The sequence below is a fragment of the Halorubrum ejinorense genome (assembly GCF_039522565.1).
Classification (GTDB): domain Archaea; phylum Halobacteriota; class Halobacteria; order Halobacteriales; family Haloferacaceae; genus Halorubrum; species Halorubrum ejinorense.
The window spans coordinates 92897-111529 of record NZ_BAAADQ010000001.1; the positions used below are offsets into that span (position 1 = coordinate 92897).

Consider the following 18633-nt stretch of genomic DNA (forward strand, 5'->3'; position numbering starts at 1 on the left):
GCGACTCGGACGGGCGGCGGTAAAAGCGCCGTGGCGACGGCGAGTCGAGTGAAGGCCCGTACAGGGGTCGAACTCGGGTTCGAACGGTGAAAGAGCAGAGAAGGGCGGGGACCGGACCGGTCGGCGAGCGCGACGCGGCGCTACTCCTCCGGCCGGGGGCGGGCGATGAACAGCGACTCTTCCAAGGTGAACGGGTCGTACACCGACTGGTGACAGACGCAGTAGGTCCCGTCGGCCGCGTCGTAGCGGGCGGACTCGCCTAACACCTTGTAGCCCGGGATGCAACAGAAGTGGGTACAGACGTTGAGGTACGCCAGGAATCCCTGATCGGTCGAGGCCTGGAGCCACTCGTCGTTCTTGGCCGCCTCCTCGATCTGCGGCGAGCGGATGACGACCGCGTTGAGGTTCGTGTCGGCGTCCTCGGAGCGCCACGTGACGGAGGCCGGCTTACCGACGCCGTCGCTGCCGATCCCGTTGCCCCACTCGGTGTAGTCCTCGAAGTCGTCGACGTGGATCTTGTCGCCGGCCGAGTACGTCTCCGACTGCCAGTCGTACGGCGGGCCGCTCGCGGACCGGAACACGTTATCGGACTCGAAGTTCGGCTGGACGTTCTCCTGAGACTCGACGCCGCAGTACTGGAACCACGCGCCGGCGTAGGTCTTGCCGCCGAGGTCCTGTTGGGCGACCTCGATCTCCTGTCCCTCTTGGGTGACGGTCGTCGTCTCGGGCCAGATGCCTTCGATGAACCCGTCGTCGTTGACCTGAAGCGGGATCTGCGGGAGGCCGCGGGGCGCGGGACCGCCGGTCTTCGCGATGGTCGTCGCGATCGTCGACCCGCCCCCGACGCCGCCGGCGGTCGTCAGGGTGTTCACGGTCGCCGACCCCATCGCGCCGACCCCCGCGAGGGCCGCGCCGCCGACGACGCCCTTCACGAAGCGGCGCCGGCCGGACTCTGACGGATACTTGTCGGACGCACTCATGGCCGGAACTGAGGGTGGATCGGTAAAAAGGGTGACGAACCCTCCATCGCGGCGGGAATCGACGCGCCGCGACCGCTCCCATCGAAGTAGCGGCCGGGTTCACCGACGGCCGTACGGTCGGCGCGTCACCGACCCACAGGAACTTTCGTGCGGAATTTACTCGGCGCCGAGGCAAACATTCGTCTAGACCGCGGTTTTTAACCCCCGGCACCCGGAGACGTGTGGTATGAAGTTGCACAATCGGAACGTGCGGACGGACGTTCGAGAACTCGGGGCGCTGGTGGGGGATGTTCTCGCCGCACAGGCCTCGACCGATGCGTACGAGACCGTCGAGGCGCTCCGCAACGCAGCGATCGGGTACCGACGCGGGGACGCCTCGGACCGCGACGCCCTCCACGAAACTGTCGACGGCCTCTCGACGACCCGCGAGGAGGTCGTCGCCCGGGCGTTCACGACCTACTTCGAGCTCATCAACCTCGCGGAGGAACGCGAGCGGGTCCGCGCGGTCCGGAACGCCGACGACGGTTCCGCCCTCCACGACTCCTTCGACGCGACCATCGCCGAGTTCGCCGAGGCGGGCGTCGAGGCCGACGAGTTAGAGGAGCTGCTCGCGGACGTCCTCATCGAGCCGACGTTCACCGCCCACCCGACCGAGGCGCGGCGGTCGACCGTGAAGTCCAAGCTCCGCTCCATCGCGAACCACCTCGAGGAGCTCGACGAACGCAACCTCACCGAACGCGAGCGGCGCGCCGTCTGGCGCGACGTCTCCGCCGAGGTCACCAGCCTGTGGGGCACCCGGCAGGTCCGGCAGCGACCCCCGGAGCCGGAAGACGAGGCGCGTAACGTCCAGTGGTACCTCGAGAACACCCTGTTCGATGTCGTCGGCGACGCCTACGAGGAGTTCGAGGAGACCATCTCGAAGGAGTACGACGACATCGACTGCCCCAAGCTCTTCGAGTTCCGTTCGTGGGCGGGCTCCGACCGCGACGGCAACCCGTTCGTCACGCCCGAGGTGACCGACGAGACGCTCGAACGCCAGCGCGAGGTCGCCGTCGAGAAGTACCGCGACCGGTGTAAGCGGCTCTCGGCCGTCCTGAGTCAGGACGGCGACCGGTACGCGAAGGGCGACGCCCTGGCGCGGTCGCTCGCGGCCGACGCCGAGCGGTTCCCGACCGTCGTCGAGGAGGCCCGCGAGCGCTACCCGGACGAGCCGTACCGCCAGAAGCTCCGGCTGATGCGCGAGCGGCTCGACCGCGTCAACGACGTGCGCCCGGGCGAGTACCCCGACGGCGACGCGTTCCTCGACGACCTCGACGTCATCGCCGAGTCGCTGCGCGAGGACGGGCAGGAGTCGGTGCTGGAGTCGTTCGTCGAGCCGTTCCGTCGGCAGGTGGACACGTTCGGGCTCACGCTGGCGTCGCTCGATCTGCGCGACCACCGCGAGAACCACACCGAGGCCGTCGCCGAGGCGGTCGCCACGGAGGGCGTCGACTACGGGGAGATGGACGAGTCCGAGCGCGTCGATTTCCTCACGGAGGCGATCCTCCAGGACGAGCCGGTCGTCGACGTGGACGAGCCCGGCGACGTCTCGGAGACGACCGAGCGCGTCCTCCGGCGGTTCGCGTCGTTCGCGGAGTGGCAAGAGGAGTACGGCCAGCAGGCGATAGACACTTACTGCATCTCGATGACGGAGGAGCCCAGCCACGTCCTCGAGGTGCTCTTCTTGGCCGACCAGGTCGGCGTCGTCTCGCTGCCCGACCACTGTGCGGTCGACGTCGTCCCGCTGCTCGAGACCGAGTCGGCGCTCAACGGCGCCGAGCGCATCCTCGGCACCCTCTTCGAGAACGAGGCGTACGCGACCGCGCTGGAGGCCCGCGGCGAGGTCCAGGAAGTGATGCTGGGCTACTCCGACTCCAACAAGGAGAACGGCTTCCTCGCGGCGAACTGGGACCTCTACGAGAACCAGCGTCGGATCGCCCGGTTCTGTCGCGAAGAGGAGGTGACCCTCCGACTGTTCCACGGCCGCGGCGGTTCCATCTCGCGCGGCGGCGGCCCGATGAACGAGGCGCTGACCGCGCTCCCGAACGAGACCGTCACCGGACAGGTGAAGTTCACCGAGCAGGGCGAAGCGATCGCCGAGAAGTACGCCAACCCGCGGATCGCCGAGCGCGAACTGGAACAGATGCTCGACGCGCAGATCCGCGCCCGGAAGGAGGCGAACGAGGAACCGGTCGAGAACGTCCCCGACCGCTGGGTCGAGGCGATGGAGACCATGGCGCCCGCCGCCCGCGAGACGTACCGCGACCTGCTGAACACGGACGGGTTCGTCTCCTACTTCGAACAGGCGACCCCGATCTCGGTCGTCGAGGATCTCAACCTCGGCTCGCGGCCGGCCTCGCGGTCGGGCGAGCGCAGCGTCGAGGACCTCCGCGCCATCCCGTGGGTGTTCTCGTGGACCCAGACCCGGCTGATCCTCCCCGGGTGGTACGCGATCGCCTCCGGCATCGACGCCTACCTCGACGAGGTCGGCGAGGACGAGGGGATGGAGACGCTCCGCGAGATGTTCGACGAGTGGCCGTTCTTCCGGACCACGCTCGACAACGCCTCGCTGGCGCTCGCGCGCACCGAGCCCGAGATCGCCGCCGAGTACGCCGACCTGGCCGACGAGGAACTCCGGGAGCGCTTCTTCCCCGAACTCGTCGGCGAGTACGAGCGCGGCCGCGAACTCGTCTTGGATATCAGCGGGCGCGACCAGCTCCTCCGGCGCGAGTGGCTCGAAGAGAGCCTCGACCGGCGGAACCCCTACGTCGACCCGCTGAACCTCCTGCAAGCGAACCTGCTCGGCCGGACGCACCGCACCGACGAAGAGGAGCGAACCCTGCGGCTCACGGTCAACGGCATCGCCGCCGGAATGAAGAACACCGGATAGTAGGGGTCGAACGAGGTCGGCCGCGTAGCCTTCCACGGCGTCACGACAGCCGTCGGCGCCGACCCCGAAACGGCCCCCGTTACCGGATCACGTCGTCGTCGACCGCCACGGTCCCCGACTCGACGATGCGGGCGTCGAGCCCGCCGCGACCGTCGAGCGCGGTCGCAGCGTCCGACTGGTCCGCGAGCGACGCCATGTACCCGCAGGGCTCACAGCGGCCGACTCCCTCGAGCACGGCCTCACCCACCCGGAACCGCTCGCCGACGAGCTCGTCGAGCGCGACGCCGCGCGTCGTGACGTTGCGCCGATGGGCGCCCGCGCCGAGGTCGACATCGAACTCCGCGGCCGCCGCCGCGAGCGCCTCCGCCTCGATCAGCGTGACGTCGCTCGGCTTCAACTCCTCCCGTTCGTTGTAGATCCCGTCGCCGTCGAAGTAGCTGTCACCCCGGAGTCCGCGGTCCGCGACCGCTTCGACGGCCTCCCTCGGTTCCGGATCACCGCCGGTCCCCGAGGCGGTGTGGATGCGCTCGACCGCGCCGACTCGGTTCCCGTTCGTCGCCGTGGCTCCCCCTGCGTCATGGACGCCGACACGCGTCGGAGCGCGAAGAACCTGACTCCCCGGTGGCGGGCCACGCCGCGGCGTGCGGTCCACTGAGCGACGGAACGCCGACCGGCAGCGACCCCGACGCTCCGACCGGTCCGGTCCGCAGACGAGATCGCCGCCCCGACAGCATTTGATATAGCGATATTCAATGTACAAGGTGAGAGCGGCCGATCACCGCCGCAGCGAGGAACAGCGGTCGCTAAGCGGGTGAGACAGCAGAAACCGAACAATAAACCGTCGGTTCAGCGGGAGAACGAACGTCGGAGGAGAGACCGCGTTACGCGTAGCGTTCGAGTTCCGGGCGGTCGAGATCCTCGAAGACCTCGGTCGCGACCTCGGAGAGGAACGCCTCGCCCTCGTCGGAGACGCGGCGACCCTCGCCGGACGCGATGGTGACGAGCCCGTCGTCTTCGAGCGCCTGAAGCGCCGAGCGGATGAGCTTTCGGGAGCCGCCCTCGTGTTCGCCGGGGCGGACGGAGTAGCGGTTCGAGCCGCGCTTCTTCGAGCCGTACTCGGTCGCGAGCCGCTCGATGCCGACCGGCTCGTTCTGGGCGACCTTCCGGAGGAGGCTCGCGGAGCGGACGTACCAGAAGTCCTCTTGTTCCGGCGGGAGCTCCTTGCCGGCGCCGCTCTTGGTGAACTCGACCCAGTCGGGCTCGTCGATCCGGTCCTCGAGTCGCGCGGCGACGGCCTCGATGAGGTCGTCCGCCGGCACGTCGTAGATGGTTACCATTGGGTGTCGATTCACGCCAGCGTCGTTTAAAACCATCGTATCGGCCACACACCGTGTGAGCCGTTTTCACGGGGTTGCGGGCCGCTGCGGGGGACTCGCGGATCGCGGAAGGGGCGGCGAGACCGCTCAGCGAGACGCGGCGGCGACTACTCCACGTAGTCGTACATCCGCTCGTTCATCCGGCCCCAGCCGGTGAAGACGAACTCCCCGTCCGGCTGGGTGAACTCCTCGATTTCGCGTTCCACGTCCATGTCGTACTCGTGGACGTCGTGGACGTCCTCGTACTCGTCCCACGAGAGGTCGTAGCGGTCGTCGAGCTGGTCGTCGATGTCGAGGCCCTCGATCTCCTCGCGCCACCCCTCGCGGATCGTCTCGGCGTGGATCTCGGCCTGCGCGCCGGAGCCGTAGGAGGCGACGAGCAGGGTGTTCCCGACGAACTCCCGGTCGCGGGTGAGCGCGTCGCGCAGCGCGCTGACGCGGGCGATGTGGACGGAGCTCGTGTACCAGTTTCCGACCTCACGGGAGAGTTCCAGGGTCGGCTCGACGGCCGTGTCGTACCACGTCTGGTACTGTTCCGTCGTCTTCAGGTCGTCCATGTACCCGCGGATAGCATCCTCGTACGCCTCGCGGTCGTCGAACTCCTCCTCTCGGGGCTGTCGGCCGATCTCGTCGGCGAGCGCGTCCTCGTGAGCGGTGTCGCGGATGACGTGCCGGTACGCTAACAGCGCCGCCTTCCGAACCATCCCGGGGAACGGGGTGTGGAACGGGGCGTACACGAAGTCCTCCAGTTCGATGGCGTCCGTGACCGACTCGTAGTCTTCGAGGGCCTCGCGCATCCGGGAGAGGTACACCTGAACCGACCGCTTCCCGTCGACGCTGGGGAACTGCTGGTTCGGCTTGAGGAAGTCCGTCTCGTCTTTCGACCCGTAGCCCTGATCGGTCGACAGCTCGACGATCGAGGGGTCCTCGTCGATCAACATCGCGACGGCGCCGGCGCCCTGCGTCGCCTCGCCGGGGTCACCGCGGGCGTACAGCGCCGTGTCCGTCGTGATAACGATCGCGGGTCGGTCGCGGTTCCGGCCGGCGCGGATCCAGTTGTACGCGTCGTCGATGGCCTGCGTGCCGGCGAGACAGGCGAACTTCCGCTCGCCCTTGTTGGCGTGGGTGAAGTCGCCGTCGTACACCTGTTCGAGGCAGCCGGCGATGTACGTCGACACCGGCTTGGAATGGTCGAACGCCGACTCGGTGGCGACGTCGATCCGCCCGATGTCCTCGGGAACGAGCCCCTTGCGGTCCATCAGCCGCTTCGCGGCGTTCGCGCCCATCGTGACGATGTCCTCGTACACGTCGGGGAACGAGGAGTTGGTGAGTCCGAGCCCCTTCGTGTACTTCTCGGGGTCGTCGCCCTTCTCCGGCGCGAACGTGCCCGGCAGGTCGAGTTTGAGCTTCCCGGTCCAGATCTCGATGCCGTCGATCCCGACTGCGGTCATACACGGTCGTTCATACGGCCGCCATATGGCTTTGTCGATGGTGGTTTACGTCGATCGTGGAAAGTTGAGAGGGACCGGCCGTCAGGCGAGTTCGGGATCGAACGGTACACCAACCGCTCGAAAATGACCGTCAGCTGGTGAACTACCTCGTCCGCGCTCCTCGTCAGTAAGCCGCCAGCATGAGTTTCTACGACCGGTACGGTCGCTGCGACCGGACTTTGACGGTCGTCGTGGCTGGACGTTCTCTCTCGATTGTTCGGTCAGGTTCACGCGTTATTTCCGGGCAGAGGCGTATTAGTCATGAAAACGGTCGAGAACGCCCCTGATTCGAACTGTGGATGGTACATTCAGGGAGGGTCGTTATCGTCAGCGGAGTCGTCAGTGATGCGACTGTCGACGACAACTCCATCTGTGTCTAATACAAGGACCGAGATCTTATACGGACTATTCGTCCCGTCGCCCGGATTAACGTCGATATTGTTCGCACTACGCTGCGTGCGAGTCGTCGAACCGGACGCACCACTACCGTCGCGACTGAGCACGTCGAACCTAATTTCGGAGAATGACCCGCCGGGAGAGACATCGTATGTAAACCTGTAACGAACTTTATTGCTACTCGGATTCGAACGGTCCTCGATGTCTAAGGCGTCGATGGTGGCGCTTCCCGAACGCGATAGATCGTCGTTTTCTGTCGGGTTTTGTGTGTCAGCAGATGTGAATATGGTTCGCTGAGCGACTGTGCTTCCTCCATCGATCGCTCTGACGATTACGGCGAATTCTTCGTCGTCGCCGAAGCTAGGAGTAAGCGAGACGCCACCTCTGGTGTCCGGAGAGGTGACGGAGTCGCTTGCGGTTGAAGAAGTACTAGACGCAGAGATCTCAACGGTGTCGGCTTGCCCACTAAACTCGTACGAGACGTAGAATTCGGGGTTGTTGTCCCGTCGGTTGCTGAGGTCGTCAACCCGCATTGAGATCTGTGAGTCAGGCTCACTAGGGTCTGTGACAGTGGGTGACTGGATGTTTGCTTTTGCCCCACCTTCGTTGGGTTTCGTCTGTATACCGACTGTATTCACTCGGACTTCGCTCGAGTTTGCTTGGAGAGTAAGCGCGTGGACCTCACTGTCGTAGTGGTCGTTCTTGACGCCGGTGTAGACTGGCTCATCACCGATTGCCCCATCCCAGTACTCCGAACCGTTGATCCGGGTAGGGAGCGTTATATTGAGATCTCCGGCCGGAATGTCCTCTGAAGATAGCGTATCGGTCGGGTAGAGTTCGACATTTACCTGCTGTGTGCCACTGCGTCGAAATTCATTTTGTAGCAGTGTGAGTCGAACGGTTGAGTTATCGACGATACTTTGCTCTTCGATGACGGCAATATTTCCACCGTTTTCGCGAGCGTCGAGGTAGAGAACGGAATTATCGTACCGTATCGGAGAGCGTGACAACTCGTTGTATCCGGGTTGGTATCGAACGAATCGAGAGGGAATTGAGACATTGGTGGATCCGTTAGTTATCGTTACGTTGTACGAGTCACTAGTTCGAAGCGTTCCGCTCGGTGGAGGCGGATTGATCGCGAAGAGACGAACTGGATAGTTCGTTCCCAACTCGACTGATTTGAATTGAGGGGTATCAGCTTGACCCGCAGTCAGGATACCGGCCCGCAGATCAACCAGATCGTTTCGTACCTCCTCGAAATGCTGGAACTCGACTTCCGCGTTCTCCTGCGGAACGATCTGTACCTGATACAACGAGAGCGCGACGATCAGGAACCCGAACAGGATCACCGTCCCGACCACGACCGACTGGCCCCGACGGTCGCGACTGAATCGCATTGTGCGGTGTCGACGGCGGGTAGGTATAAATGCCACCGTCGGACTCTCAGTCCCGATATTCGCTCACCCGCGGCCGGAACGCGGGGCGGCTGACGGGTTCAGTCCGCGTCCGCCCGCCGAGCCGTCAGCCACGCCGACGCGGCCGCGACGACGGCAGCGATCCCGCCGAGCAACACCGCCTGCGTCCAGTTGAAGCCGAGCAGCGTCCCGGCCGCGGCAGTGACGAGCAGGAACGCCGCCGTGAGGGCAGCAAGCGTCGAGCCGAGGTCTGCGGAGGCGTCTGGCATACCGAGACCTGACGGAGTCGGCGGGTAAAACGGTCGATCGACGGGACCGACCGGCGAAACGAGGGCGCTGACGACACCGTTTCGGACCGCTCGTAAATCTCATACCGCGATATCAAAATGCGCTGGTGAGCCTCACCGCGCCCGCCGACCGGTCGGTTTTTGCGCGCGGCGGCTGTTGCCGCGCGTATGGCGAAACAGCCGCACCTGCTGGTCGAAGAAGGCGACGTCCACGATATCGCGGTCATCCCCGGGGACCCCGGCCGCGTCGACCGGATCGCCGGCCTCTGTGACGACAGCGAGGTCGTCGCGGAGAACCGCGAGTACAAGGTCGTCAACGCGAGCTACGAGGGGACCGACCTCACGATCTGCTCGACCGGGATCGGCTGCCCCTCCGCCGCCATCGCCGTCGAGGAGCTCTCGCGGGTCGGCGTCGAGACGTTCGTCCGGTGTGGCACCTGCGGGGCGCTGCAGGCCGACATGGAGGTCGGCGACATGGTCGTCGCGACGGGCGCGGCCAAGGAGGAGGGGACGAGCAAGCGGTACGAGTCCGCGAACTACCCCGCGGTCCCGGACTACGACGTGCTCACCGGACTCGTCGGGGCCGCGGAGGACAACGACGAGGAGATCCACGTCGGGCCGATCGTCTCGGACGACGCCTTCTACAACGAGAGCGACGAGTACGTCGACGACTGGAACGACGCGAACCTGCTCGCGATCGAGATGGAGGCCGCGACCGTCTTCTCGCTCGCGCGGCGCAAGGGCCTCGCCGCGGGCGCTATCTGTACCGTCGACGGCAACCTCGTGGCGGGCTCGCAGAAGGGCGCGGACTCCGACGACGAACTGCCGGAGAAGGCGAAGGACAACGTCGAACGCGCGATCCGGATCACGCTGAACGCGGTCGCGTCGCTGTAGCCGACCCGGACGCGACCGGAACGGCCGCTACTCCTCGGCGCGGAACTCCACGAGCGTCAGGTCTCGGTCGAGCGCGCACGTCTCGTGTGGCGGCTCGCCCAGCACCTGGTCGATGACACGCTCCTCGTCGAAGTCGGCCCCGTCCGGGACGCAGTACCCGTGGCTCGGACACTCGGTGTGCGGGCAGGGGCCCGCGAGCGAGGCCTTACTTCCGGCGTACGCGCGCTTCGACGGGACGTTCACCGGGACCGACGCGGGTTCGACCTCAACCGCGCGGACGCCGGCGTCGTGGACCGCGCAGTCGAGCGTCTGCGCGTTCTCGCGGATGCCGGTCACCCGGTAGCGGGTCCCCTCGGAGAGGTTGAGACACTGCCCGCGGTAGGGACACCCCTCGCAGTCCGTCGATTCGCCCTGGTAAACGAACTCGCGGCCCACGTCGGCGAGCCGGGTCCCGATGAGCGTGACCGTCGTCATGTCCGAGGCGACGCGCCGAGCGGCCGTAAGCCTCCCGCCTCCACCGGGCAGGGGAAACTGACCGAGCCGGCTGTCGTCGTCCGGAGCGCGGCGCGCCCGGAGGGGAAGACACATGACCGCCCCTCGGCAACCACGAGGGAGATGATCGCGGAGGTCACGCGGGAGCTACGCGCCGAGGCCCGGCGGACGAACGAGCGGCGCGTGCTCGTGCTCGCCGGCGGCCGCGACCGCGGCGTCGACGCGGCGTACGACGCGGTCGAGTCGCTCGGGGTCGACGACGAGGCGGTCTCGCTCGTCTCGACGCGCGAGGGGTTCCGGTTCGACGAAACGCGCCCGCGGAACGCCGACGAACTGCTGGGGCGCACCCGCGAGGCGGTCGTCTTAGACTGCCACGAGCGGTTCGTCCCGAACGCGCTCGGCCGCGCGGTCGGCGCGGTCGACGGCGGCGGCCTCCTGATCCTCCTGACGCCCGCGCTCGACGAGTGGCCGGCGACCCGCGACCGCTTCGACGAGTCGCTCGCGGTCCCGCCGTACGGCCGCGACGACGTGACCGGTCGGTTCCGCGAGCGCCTCGTCGAGACGCTCCGGACGCACCCGGGGATCGGGATCGTCGCGCTCGGCGACGGTGGCGCGGCGGACGTTCTCGAACGCGACGGGCTCACCGGAGCCGACGGTGGGGACGCGGAGAACCGAGGCGCCGACACGGCCGCGTCGCACGGAGCGCCGCCGGACGCGGCGTTCCCCGCGACCGCGTACGAGTCGTGTCTCACGGGCGATCAGGCGCGAGCGCTGCGGGCCTTCGAGACGCTGACCGAGCCCGGCTCCGCCGTGGTCGTCGAGTCCGACCGGGGGCGCGGGAAGTCGAGCGCGGCCGGGCTGGCGGCGGGCGCGCTCGCGCTCGGGGGCGACGACGTGCTCGTCACCGCGCCCGCGTTCCGGAACGCCGCGGAGGTGTTCGCGCGAGCGCGAGAGCTGATCGAAAGCGAGGCCGACGAGGGCGACGACGAAATCGGGGGGGACGACGGGCGCGAGCTTCGCACCGCCGCGGGCGGCCGAGTCCGGTTCCTGACCCCGGCGGCGGCCGCGGACGTCGCCGGCGAGGTCGACGCCGTGATCGTCGACGAGGCCGCGGCGCTGCCGGTTCGCCTGCTGGAGGCGTTCCTCGACGCCCCGGCCGTCGCGTTCTGTACGACGGTCCACGGCTACGAGGGCGCGGGCCGCGGGTTCGCGGTCCGGTTCCACGAGCGGCTCCTCGACTCGTCGTTCGCGGTCCGCGACGTGCGGCTCGACGAGCCGATCCGCTACGCACGCGACGACCCGGTTGAGGCGTGGGCGGCGCGCGCACTGCTGTTGGACGCCCGCCCCGCGGTCGACGCCGCGGTCGCGGACGCGACGGTCGAGGCGGCGACGTGCCGACGGCTCCCGACCGAGGACCTGCTCGCGGACGAGACCCTGCTCTCCGAGGCGTTCGGACTGCTCGTCGCCGCTCACTACCGCACGGAGCCGAACGACCTCGCGCGGCTGCTCGACGCCCCGAACCTCGTGGCGCGCGCGCTGCTCGTCGAGGGGCGCGTCGTCGCGGTCGCGCTGCTCGCTCGCGAGGGCGGGCTCGACGCCGAGACCAGACGGCGGATGTACGAGGGCGAGCGCGTCCGCGGGAACATGGTCCCCGACGTGCTCACGAGTCAGCTCCGCGACGAGAGCGCCGCCGAGCCGCGCGGGCTGCGGACGGTCCGGATCGCGACCCACCACGCGCTCCGGGACGCGGGGTTCGGCTCGCGGCTGCTCGACGAGGTCCACGCGGAGTTCGGGGCAGAGGGGGGCGAGACCGATCCCGTCGACTACTTCTCGGTCGGCTACGGCGCGACGCCGCGACTGCTCCGGTTCTGGGGGCGCGCGGGCTACGGGACGGTCCACCTCTCGACGACGCGCAACGACGCCTCGGGCGAACACTCCGCGGTCATGCTCCGCCCGGAGACGGCGGCCGGACGGGACCTGCTCGACCGTCACGCCGTCGCCTTCCGCGACCGCGAGCGCGACGGCCTCTCCGACGCGCACCGCGGCGTCGACCCGGACGTGATCCGGGGAGCGCTCCGGGCGTGTCCCGCGCCCGTCCCGGTCGATCTCACCGAAACGGAGTGGCGCTCGGTGGTCGGCGCCTCCTTCGGCCCGGGGATGTACGACACGGCGCCCGGCGCGTTCCGCGACCTCGCGCTCGCCGCGCTGATAGAGGGCCCCGAGGGCGACGACGACCCCCTCAGCGAGCGCGAGGAGCGCCTGCTCGTCGAGAAGGTGTTACAGGGACGCCCGTCCGAGGCGGTCGCCGCCGACCTCGGATTCGTCTCGACGGGCGCGTGTCTGCGCGCGCTCGGCGACGCCTACGTCCCGCTCGTCGAGCGCTACGGGACCGAGTTCGCGCGGGGGGAACGGGAGCGATTTATGAATGAGTGAGCGAACCGGCGACGACTACTTATGAATAGATCTGCGGTGGCGTCGCCGGCGGCGTAGCCACCGGCGACGAGGCTGGGGAGGCGTGAGGCGCGGGGCAGTGCTGTGCGGGGCGGGACTCGAAGGGGCAGCCGTGAGGACGGCGCAGGCGACGTTAGCACTGGAAGGAGAGCGGAGCGAGCCACTGAAGCGCGTGGTTCGAGAGAGCGAAGCTCTCTCGTCATCCCGAAAATCGAAGATTTTCGGGCGACAACGAGCGTGCGCCGTCCTCACGGCTGGGGCTTCAGCGGTGTTCACCGCCGGTTCTCAGTCAGAGCCGTATAGCCGAGCTGCTGGGACTTTGGCGGGGTTGGCCGTCGATCCGCGGTCGACTCTTTATAAAAGAACAACTCGGACGTGAGAAGTCGACACCACGCCGCCAACGGCGATTTATAACCGGTTTTCGCGCCCGGGGTCGACGTCGATGGCGTCGACCGGACAGACGTCGACACAGAGCATACAGTCGATACACTGGTCTTCGTCTATCGGGTTCGCCTTGCGCTCGGACTCCGGGTGGCCGGGCGTGTCGACCCACTCGAAGACGTCGACCGGGCAGTCTTCCAGACAGGCGCCGTCGGCGAGACAGATGTCGAAGTCGACCGCGACGTGGGTGCCCCGAATGCCCTGCTTCTCCGGGGGTTCGACGGGCCCCCACACGGCGACGCCGTCCTCTTCGCCCACCCGCTCGCGGTTCGCTTCGAAGTTCGAGTCGATGGCCATCTTACCCGTCGTTCGCCGGTCGCGGGTTTAAACTCCGCGGCGAACGAATTCGGTCGGTCGGAGGGCGAGACACCGCGCTACGAGTGCGCGTAGTACGCCAGCAGGTCCTCCTCGCCGTTCGGCCCGTCGGGCTCGTCGGTCGCCTCGGGGTCGAACCCGTCGATCCGGGCGAACCCGACGCGCACGAACTGGACGACCGTATCGGGATCGACGTCGGCGACCGCGGGTTCGGCGACGCCACGCACGTCGCCGGAGACGGTGCGGAGGAGCGTGTCGAGCCCCTCGTCGACGGGCGCCCAGTGGATCACGTCCACGTCGCCCTCGCGGACCACCTCGATGTCGGCGTCGAGGGCCGCGAGCTCGTCGCCGTCGTACCGCACGCAGCCGTACCCCTTGAGCCAGACGCGCTCGCCCTCGCTCGGAAGGTCCGAAGACTCGACCGCCACCCGGCCGGCGGGGACCTCGCGCTCGCCCCGTTCAGGGTGTTCGGGGTGGAACCGCGGATGACCCGCGTCGGGCGCGGGCACGTCGCCGTCGACGATCGGGAGTTCGACGGCGGGATCGTCCTCGCGGTCGCGAACGAGGAAGTAGCGGTTCGCCTCGTCGTCGACGAGATCGCGGTTGTTCGCGTACACCGACGACATCGCGAGGTCGACGTCGGAGGTGGACATCCCGAGTTCGGTCATCGAGTCGACGAGCGCCTGCCCCTGAATGCCGCGGCGGCGCATGGACTGGATCGTCGGGGCGCGCGGGTCGTCCCAGCCAGTCAGGTCGCCGCGCTCGATGAGCTCCTTGATCGTCGACGTGGAGAGTTTCACGTCGTACTCGTCGACCTGGACGTGGCCCCAGTGGAGCACCTCGGGGTACTCCCAGCCGAAGTAGTCGTAGACGAAGCGCTGGCGCTTCGCGGAGTCTTGCAGGTCGATGCCGCGGATGATGTGCGTGACGCCCGTGAGGTGATCGTCGACGCCCGACTGGAAGTCGAGCATGGGCCAACAGCGGTAGTCGGCGGCCGCCTCGCGCGGGTGCGGGGTGTCGATCATCCGGAACGCGACCCAGTCGCGCAGCGCGGGGTTCTTGTGTTCGATGTCGGTCCGGACTCGGAGGACCATCTCGCCGGAGTCGTACTCCCCGGCGACCATCGCCGCGAACTCCTCGCGGACCGTCTCGGCGTCCTTGTCGCGGTGCGGGCAGGCCTCGCCGTCGTTTTTGAGCGCGGAGAACGTCTCGCCGGAACACGAGCAGGTGTAGGCGCCGCCGGCGTCGATCAGCTCGCGGGCGTGATCGTAGTACGTCTCCAGCCGGTCGGACGCTTTCAGCACGCGGTCGGGCTCGAAGCCGAGGTACTCGATGTCCTCCAAGATGGCGTCGTACGCGTCCAGGTCGGGCCGCTTCGTCTCCGGGTCGGTGTCGTCGAACCGGCAGATGAACTCGCCGTCGTAGCGCTCCTTGTACGTCCCGATGACGGCGGGCATCCGCGCGTGACCGACGTGCCACGGGCCGTTGGGGTTCGGCGCGGCGCGCATCACGACCTCGCCGTCCTCGGCGTTCGGCAGGTCGGGGAGGACGCGGTCGTCCGCCTCGTCGTCCGCCTCCAGCTCCGCAAGCCGCTCGGGCGCGAGCTCGCCGAGCCGGTCGCGGCGCTCGGCCTCGTCCATCTCGCCGACCTCGTTGACGATCGGCGCGAGGACGCCCGGAATCTCGTCGCCGTGCGGGCGGAACTCGGGGTTCTCGCCCATGATCGGGCCCATGATCGCGCCCACGTCCGGGTCGCTGCCGTGTTTGAGCGCGTTGAAAAGCGCCGCGGCCTCGCCGGCCGCCGCGACGCGCTCGCGGAGTTCGTCGTCCATGGGCGTGGCTTGTCGGGGTCGGGTCAAAAACGCCGCGAAACGGCGGTCAGGGGTGTCCCGGACCGACGCACGGCTCGGTTCGGCGCGTCCGCCCGGCGGCCCGGGACGGCGGGTAGGGGTAGTCGGAGGAAACCGTCGGACGGACTTAAACCGCCGAGACCGTTCACGGCGGTAATGTTCCGATACCACCGTGAACGGTCGCGAGACTTATTACCGCGAAGAGGCGAACGGCGCGGTTCGTCGGTCGCGACCGCGACGGGCCGAACCGGTTCGCCGGGTTGATGGTCGCCGGGGTCGTGGTTCGGCCATGAGCGTAGCGTCGACGGTCGTCGGAACGCGGTCGAGGGGGTCGCGGTGGTAGGACCCATCTCCGAAGCGGAGCGAGACGCCGGGAACCGGAAGATCAAGCTCGTACTGCTCGCGATCGTCACCGCCTCGCCGCCGCTGCTCGCCCTCCAGTTGGACCCCTCTCCGCTCCAGTTGCTCGCCGCGCTGGGCGTCGGGTTCGGTATCGGACTGGTGGTGGTGTGGTACCTCGGGCGGCTCGCCGCCGAGTTCGCCGGCGGTCAGCGGCGACCCCGACGGCGTCGCTGACCCGTTTCTCCGGTCCGTGGGGTTTCGTCGGAGCTAATCGGCGCCCGTCTCGGCGCCGCGAACCGAGTCGACGAGGTCGCCCGCCCGCTCGCCGGCGACCGCGCGCGAACTCGACAGCGGCGAGATGCTCACCTCGCCCTCGACCGCCGCGCGCCGGTCCGACCCCGGATCGTCGGCGACGTCGCCGCGGAGGAACTCCCGCCAGAAGCGGTCGCGGAGCTCCATCCCCATCTCGCCGCGGCGCTCGCCGAACTCCCAGCCCTCGGGGACGTTCTCGTCTTCCGGTCCCTCCTCGCCCGGGCGGAACTCGATCACGTCGAAGCCCCGGGCCGGCTCGGTCAGTCGGTAGGTCGGCTCGACCGCCGCCTCGTCGTCAGCCGCGGGGACGTTAACGTTCAACACGTCGGCGCCGAACGGGAGTCGACCGTCGTCGATCCGGTCGAGCAGGTCGCCGACGACCTCGCCGGCGACCGCGAAGTCCCCGGTGTCGAGCGTCGGCGGCACGGGGAGGTTTCCGCGGTCGTACAGCGAGACCGCGACGGCGGGCGTTCCGAGGAAGGAGGCCTCCATCGCGGCGCCGACGGTCCCGGACTGACCGAGGATGTGGGCGCCGATGTTCGGCCCGTGGTTACAGCCGGAGACGACGACGTCGGGGTCGAGTTCGAGCGCCACGTCCGCGACCGCCACGCAGTCCGCGGGGGTCCCCTCGACCGCGTAGCCGCGGTCCGTCTCGGTGTACTCGACCGTCGTCTCCCACCACGAGCGCGCGCCGCCGACGCCCGACTGGTTCGTCGCGGGCGCGACGACCGTCACGTCGTACTCGCGCGACAGCGCGTCGGCGAGCGCCCGGATCCCGACGGCGTCGATCCCGTCGTCGTTGGTGAGCAGGATCTCGGTTGGCATACGCGACCGTGCGAGGGGACGAGAGAAAACGTCGCCGGTCTCCGGCGACCGCCGGGTGAGTCGAGGGCCGGGTGAGGCGAGGGACGCGAGCGGCGCGAGGACAGCGAACGTCGGCCGGGTGGTACTCCGATTGGTCAGCGGAGGGAACCGGGGAGCGGGGCCGAACGGCGGGCGTGGCGAGGAGTCAGTCGGCGGCGATTCGACGCGAGGACGACGCCATCGCCAGCACCTCGTCGAAGAAGCCGAGCGAGTCGTGCGGACCGGGGTTCGCCTCGGGGTGGTACTGGCGCGTGATGACGTCGAGTTCCTCGCTGTCGAGCCCCTCGACGGTGTCGTCGTTGACGTTCACCTGCGTGACCTCGAGCGGGCCGGTGTCCGCGACCGTGTAGCCGTGGTTCTGGGTGGTCATCACGACCTTGTCGCTGCGGAGGTCCTTGACCGGCTGGTTGACGCCGCGGTGGCCGAACGCCATCTTCTCGGTCGAACCGCCGAGCGCGCTCGTGATCACCTGCTGGCCGAGACAGATGCCGGCAAGCGGGAGGTCGCCCGCGAACGCGTCGACGACCTCCTGGGCCGCGACGAAGTTCTCGGGGTCGCCCGGGCCGTTCGAGACGAAGAGTACGTCGGGTTCGACGGCGGCCACGTCCTCGGGGGTCGCGTCGTACGGGAGGACGTGAACGTCCGCGCCGCGCTCGGTGAGCGAGGAGATGATAGAGCCCTTCGCGCCGCAGTCGAGCAGCGCGACGGTGGCGTCCCCGTCGCCCTCGTGGACGGTCGGCTCGGTCACCGAGACCTGCGCGCCGATGTCGACGTGGTCGCTCATCGGCTTACACGCCTCCATCTCCGCGACCGCGTCCTCGGGGGTCGCGTCCGGGCCGGCGGCGATCCCGCAGGCCATCGCCCCCTCCTCGCGGACGGTGGTGACGATCTCGCGGGTGTCGACGTGGTCGACGGCGGGCACGTCCTCGTCGGCGAGCCAGTCGGCGACGTCGTCGGTCAGCTCGCGGGCGATCGCGGCGCGCGGCTGGACCGAGTCGGACTCGAATCGCTCGCTTCGGACGCCGTAGTTCCCGATCAGCGGGTACGAGAAGGTGAGGATCTGTTCGGCGTAGGAGGGGTCGGTGAGCGACTCCTCGTAGCCGGTGTACGCGGTCGTGAACACCAGTTCGCCACGGGTGCGCCCCGGCGAGCGGGCGCGCGCTTCGAGCACGCGTCCGTCGGCCAGCGCGATGTAGGCGTCCGACATTACGAGAAACGTACGCTCAAAAGGTAATAAATGCGTCGTTCGAAGTTGCGTTACGATATTCGTAACGGGTAAGACGCCGGACCGAGAGAGTCGAGTATGGACGACCTCGATCGACGCATCCTCTCGATCCTGCGACGGGACGCGCGGACCCCGTACACGGAGATCGCGGACCGGGTGGGGACCTCCGAGGGGACCGTGCGCAACCGCGTCGACCGGATGACCGACGAGGGGATCATCGAGCGGTTCACCGTCACGACCCGCACCGGCAACGTGAAAGCGATGATCGAGATATCGGTGGAGATGAACGTCGACACCGCCGCCGTCGGCGAGCGGATGGTCGACTGGGAGGAGGTCGACTTCGTCTGGCAGGTCTCCGGCGAGGAGGACATCGTCCTCGTCGTCGACGCGGTCGACACGCGCGCGGTCAACGAACTGATCTCGCAGGCCCGCGAGATGGACGAGGTCAAGTCGACGAAGACGCGGCTCATCCTCGACGAGCGGCTGGGCTGACCGGGCCGAACGAGAAGACCGCGCCGGACGAGACGGTCTGGGTCCGGCTCCGCCGAGAACCGAAACCGCCCGAGCGAGTCGC

Annotated in this window: 16 protein-coding genes; 5 read left to right on the forward strand and 11 right to left on the reverse strand. The window is 68.2% G+C overall.

Annotation, left to right across the window (positions count from 1 at the left end):
- Positions 1 to 140: 140 nt before the first annotated feature.
- Positions 141 to 980: a ubiquinol-cytochrome c reductase iron-sulfur subunit gene (locus ABDZ89_RS00500; protein WP_343775484.1), complete on the reverse strand. Its 840-nt coding sequence runs from the start codon at positions 978 to 980 to the stop codon at positions 141 to 143.
- Between the two features lie 226 nt (positions 981 to 1206).
- Between ABDZ89_RS00500 and ppc the strand changes: the two genes are divergently transcribed.
- The gene (gene ppc / locus ABDZ89_RS00505; RefSeq protein ID WP_343775487.1) at positions 1207 to 3909 is read left to right on the forward strand and encodes a phosphoenolpyruvate carboxylase; all 2703 of its coding nucleotides are present in this window, start codon (positions 1207 to 1209) and stop codon (positions 3907 to 3909) included.
- 79 nt (positions 3910 to 3988) lie between these two features.
- Here the strand turns inward: ppc and ABDZ89_RS00510 are convergent, their stop codons facing one another.
- The 5 genes from ABDZ89_RS00510 to ABDZ89_RS00530 all read right to left on the reverse strand — a co-directional run bounded on the left by ABDZ89_RS00510 (position 3989) and on the right by ABDZ89_RS00530 (position 8855).
- Positions 3989 to 4432 (reverse strand): MOSC domain-containing protein, encoded by a 444-nt coding sequence (locus ABDZ89_RS00510; RefSeq protein WP_343776231.1) that lies wholly within the window; start codon positions 4430 to 4432, stop codon positions 3989 to 3991.
- A 358-nt stretch (positions 4433 to 4790) separates the two neighbouring features.
- Positions 4791 to 5246 (reverse strand): 30S ribosomal protein S19e, encoded by a 456-nt coding sequence (locus ABDZ89_RS00515; protein WP_343775489.1) that lies wholly within the window; start codon positions 5244 to 5246, stop codon positions 4791 to 4793.
- A 146-nt stretch (positions 5247 to 5392) separates the two neighbouring features.
- Entirely contained in the window at positions 5393 to 6736 is a 1344-nt protein-coding gene (hmgB, locus tag ABDZ89_RS00520; RefSeq protein ID WP_343775491.1) for a hydroxymethylglutaryl-CoA synthase, read from the reverse strand.
- Between the two features lie 347 nt (positions 6737 to 7083).
- Positions 7084 to 8568, reverse strand: coding sequence for a PKD domain-containing protein (locus ABDZ89_RS00525; protein ID WP_343775494.1), 1485 nt, complete (start codon positions 8566 to 8568; stop codon positions 7084 to 7086).
- Between the two features lie 98 nt (positions 8569 to 8666).
- The gene (locus ABDZ89_RS00530) at positions 8667 to 8855 is read right to left on the reverse strand and encodes a hypothetical protein (protein ID WP_343775497.1); all 189 of its coding nucleotides are present in this window, start codon (positions 8853 to 8855) and stop codon (positions 8667 to 8669) included.
- Between the two features lie 186 nt (positions 8856 to 9041).
- Between ABDZ89_RS00530 and ABDZ89_RS00535 the strand changes: the two genes are divergently transcribed.
- Positions 9042 to 9767: a guanosine phosphorylase gene (locus ABDZ89_RS00535; RefSeq protein WP_343775499.1), complete on the forward strand. Its 726-nt coding sequence runs from the start codon at positions 9042 to 9044 to the stop codon at positions 9765 to 9767.
- A gap of 27 nt (positions 9768 to 9794) precedes the next feature.
- Here ABDZ89_RS00535 and ABDZ89_RS00540 read toward each other — a convergent pair whose 3' ends face one another.
- On the reverse strand, positions 9795 to 10241 hold the full coding sequence (locus tag ABDZ89_RS00540; protein WP_343775501.1) for a UPF0179 family protein: 447 nt from the start codon (positions 10239 to 10241) through the stop codon (positions 9795 to 9797).
- Between the two features lie 141 nt (positions 10242 to 10382).
- Between ABDZ89_RS00540 and tmcA the strand changes: the two genes are divergently transcribed.
- Positions 10383 to 12692: a tRNA(Met) cytidine acetyltransferase TmcA gene (gene tmcA / locus ABDZ89_RS00545; RefSeq protein ID WP_343775504.1), complete on the forward strand. Its 2310-nt coding sequence runs from the start codon at positions 10383 to 10385 to the stop codon at positions 12690 to 12692.
- A gap of 426 nt (positions 12693 to 13118) precedes the next feature.
- Here tmcA and ABDZ89_RS00550 read toward each other — a convergent pair whose 3' ends face one another.
- Together ABDZ89_RS00550 and ABDZ89_RS00555 are read right to left on the reverse strand one after the other, a co-directional pair.
- Positions 13119 to 13448, reverse strand: coding sequence for a 4Fe-4S dicluster domain-containing protein (locus tag ABDZ89_RS00550; RefSeq protein ID WP_343775506.1), 330 nt, complete (start codon positions 13446 to 13448; stop codon positions 13119 to 13121).
- Between the two features lie 77 nt (positions 13449 to 13525).
- Positions 13526 to 15298, reverse strand: coding sequence for a glutamate--tRNA ligase (locus tag ABDZ89_RS00555; RefSeq protein ID WP_343775508.1), 1773 nt, complete (start codon positions 15296 to 15298; stop codon positions 13526 to 13528).
- A 354-nt stretch (positions 15299 to 15652) separates the two neighbouring features.
- On the opposite strand from ABDZ89_RS00555, the gene ABDZ89_RS00560 reads away from it, so the two are divergent.
- Positions 15653 to 15892: a hypothetical protein gene (locus ABDZ89_RS00560; RefSeq protein ID WP_343775510.1), complete on the forward strand. Its 240-nt coding sequence runs from the start codon at positions 15653 to 15655 to the stop codon at positions 15890 to 15892.
- A gap of 33 nt (positions 15893 to 15925) precedes the next feature.
- Here ABDZ89_RS00560 and surE read toward each other — a convergent pair whose 3' ends face one another.
- Both surE and carA read right to left on the reverse strand, forming a co-directional pair.
- On the reverse strand, positions 15926 to 16795 hold the full coding sequence (surE, locus tag ABDZ89_RS00565; RefSeq protein WP_343775514.1) for a 5'/3'-nucleotidase SurE: 870 nt from the start codon (positions 16793 to 16795) through the stop codon (positions 15926 to 15928).
- Between the two features lie 184 nt (positions 16796 to 16979).
- Positions 16980 to 18041 (reverse strand): glutamine-hydrolyzing carbamoyl-phosphate synthase small subunit, encoded by a 1062-nt coding sequence (gene carA / locus ABDZ89_RS00570; protein ID WP_343775516.1) that lies wholly within the window; start codon positions 18039 to 18041, stop codon positions 16980 to 16982.
- A gap of 96 nt (positions 18042 to 18137) precedes the next feature.
- On the opposite strand from carA, the gene ABDZ89_RS00575 reads away from it, so the two are divergent.
- Complete coding sequence (locus tag ABDZ89_RS00575) at positions 18138 to 18551, forward strand: Lrp/AsnC family transcriptional regulator (RefSeq protein WP_343775519.1); 414 nt, start codon at positions 18138 to 18140, stop codon at positions 18549 to 18551.
- The last annotated feature ends 82 nt before the right edge of the window (positions 18552 to 18633 follow it).

Coding starts and splice junctions, on each gene's coding strand:
- ABDZ89_RS00500 (WP_343775484.1), bottom strand. CDS start 980: ATGAGTGCGTCCGACAAGTATCCGTCAGAGTCCGGCCGGCGCCGCTTC.
- ppc (WP_343775487.1), top strand. CDS start 1,207: ATGAAGTTGCACAATCGGAACGTGCGGACGGACGTTCGAGAACTCGGG.
- ABDZ89_RS00515 (WP_343775489.1), bottom strand. CDS start 5,246: ATGGTAACCATCTACGACGTGCCGGCGGACGACCTCATCGAGGCCGTC.
- hmgB (WP_343775491.1), bottom strand. CDS start 6,736: ATGACCGCAGTCGGGATCGACGGCATCGAGATCTGGACCGGGAAGCTC.
- ABDZ89_RS00525 (WP_343775494.1), bottom strand. CDS start 8,568: ATGCGATTCAGTCGCGACCGTCGGGGCCAGTCGGTCGTGGTCGGGACG.
- ABDZ89_RS00530 (WP_343775497.1), bottom strand. CDS start 8,855: ATGCCAGACGCCTCCGCAGACCTCGGCTCGACGCTTGCTGCCCTCACG.
- ABDZ89_RS00535 (WP_343775499.1), top strand. CDS start 9,042: ATGGCGAAACAGCCGCACCTGCTGGTCGAAGAAGGCGACGTCCACGAT.
- ABDZ89_RS00540 (WP_343775501.1), bottom strand. CDS start 10,241: ATGACGACGGTCACGCTCATCGGGACCCGGCTCGCCGACGTGGGCCGC.
- tmcA (WP_343775504.1), top strand. CDS start 10,383: ATGATCGCGGAGGTCACGCGGGAGCTACGCGCCGAGGCCCGGCGGACG.
- ABDZ89_RS00550 (WP_343775506.1), bottom strand. CDS start 13,448: ATGGCCATCGACTCGAACTTCGAAGCGAACCGCGAGCGGGTGGGCGAA.
- ABDZ89_RS00555 (WP_343775508.1), bottom strand. CDS start 15,298: ATGGACGACGAACTCCGCGAGCGCGTCGCGGCGGCCGGCGAGGCCGCG.
- surE (WP_343775514.1), bottom strand. CDS start 16,795: ATGCCAACCGAGATCCTGCTCACCAACGACGACGGGATCGACGCCGTC.
- carA (WP_343775516.1), bottom strand. CDS start 18,041: ATGTCGGACGCCTACATCGCGCTGGCCGACGGACGCGTGCTCGAAGCG.
- ABDZ89_RS00575 (WP_343775519.1), top strand. CDS start 18,138: ATGGACGACCTCGATCGACGCATCCTCTCGATCCTGCGACGGGACGCG.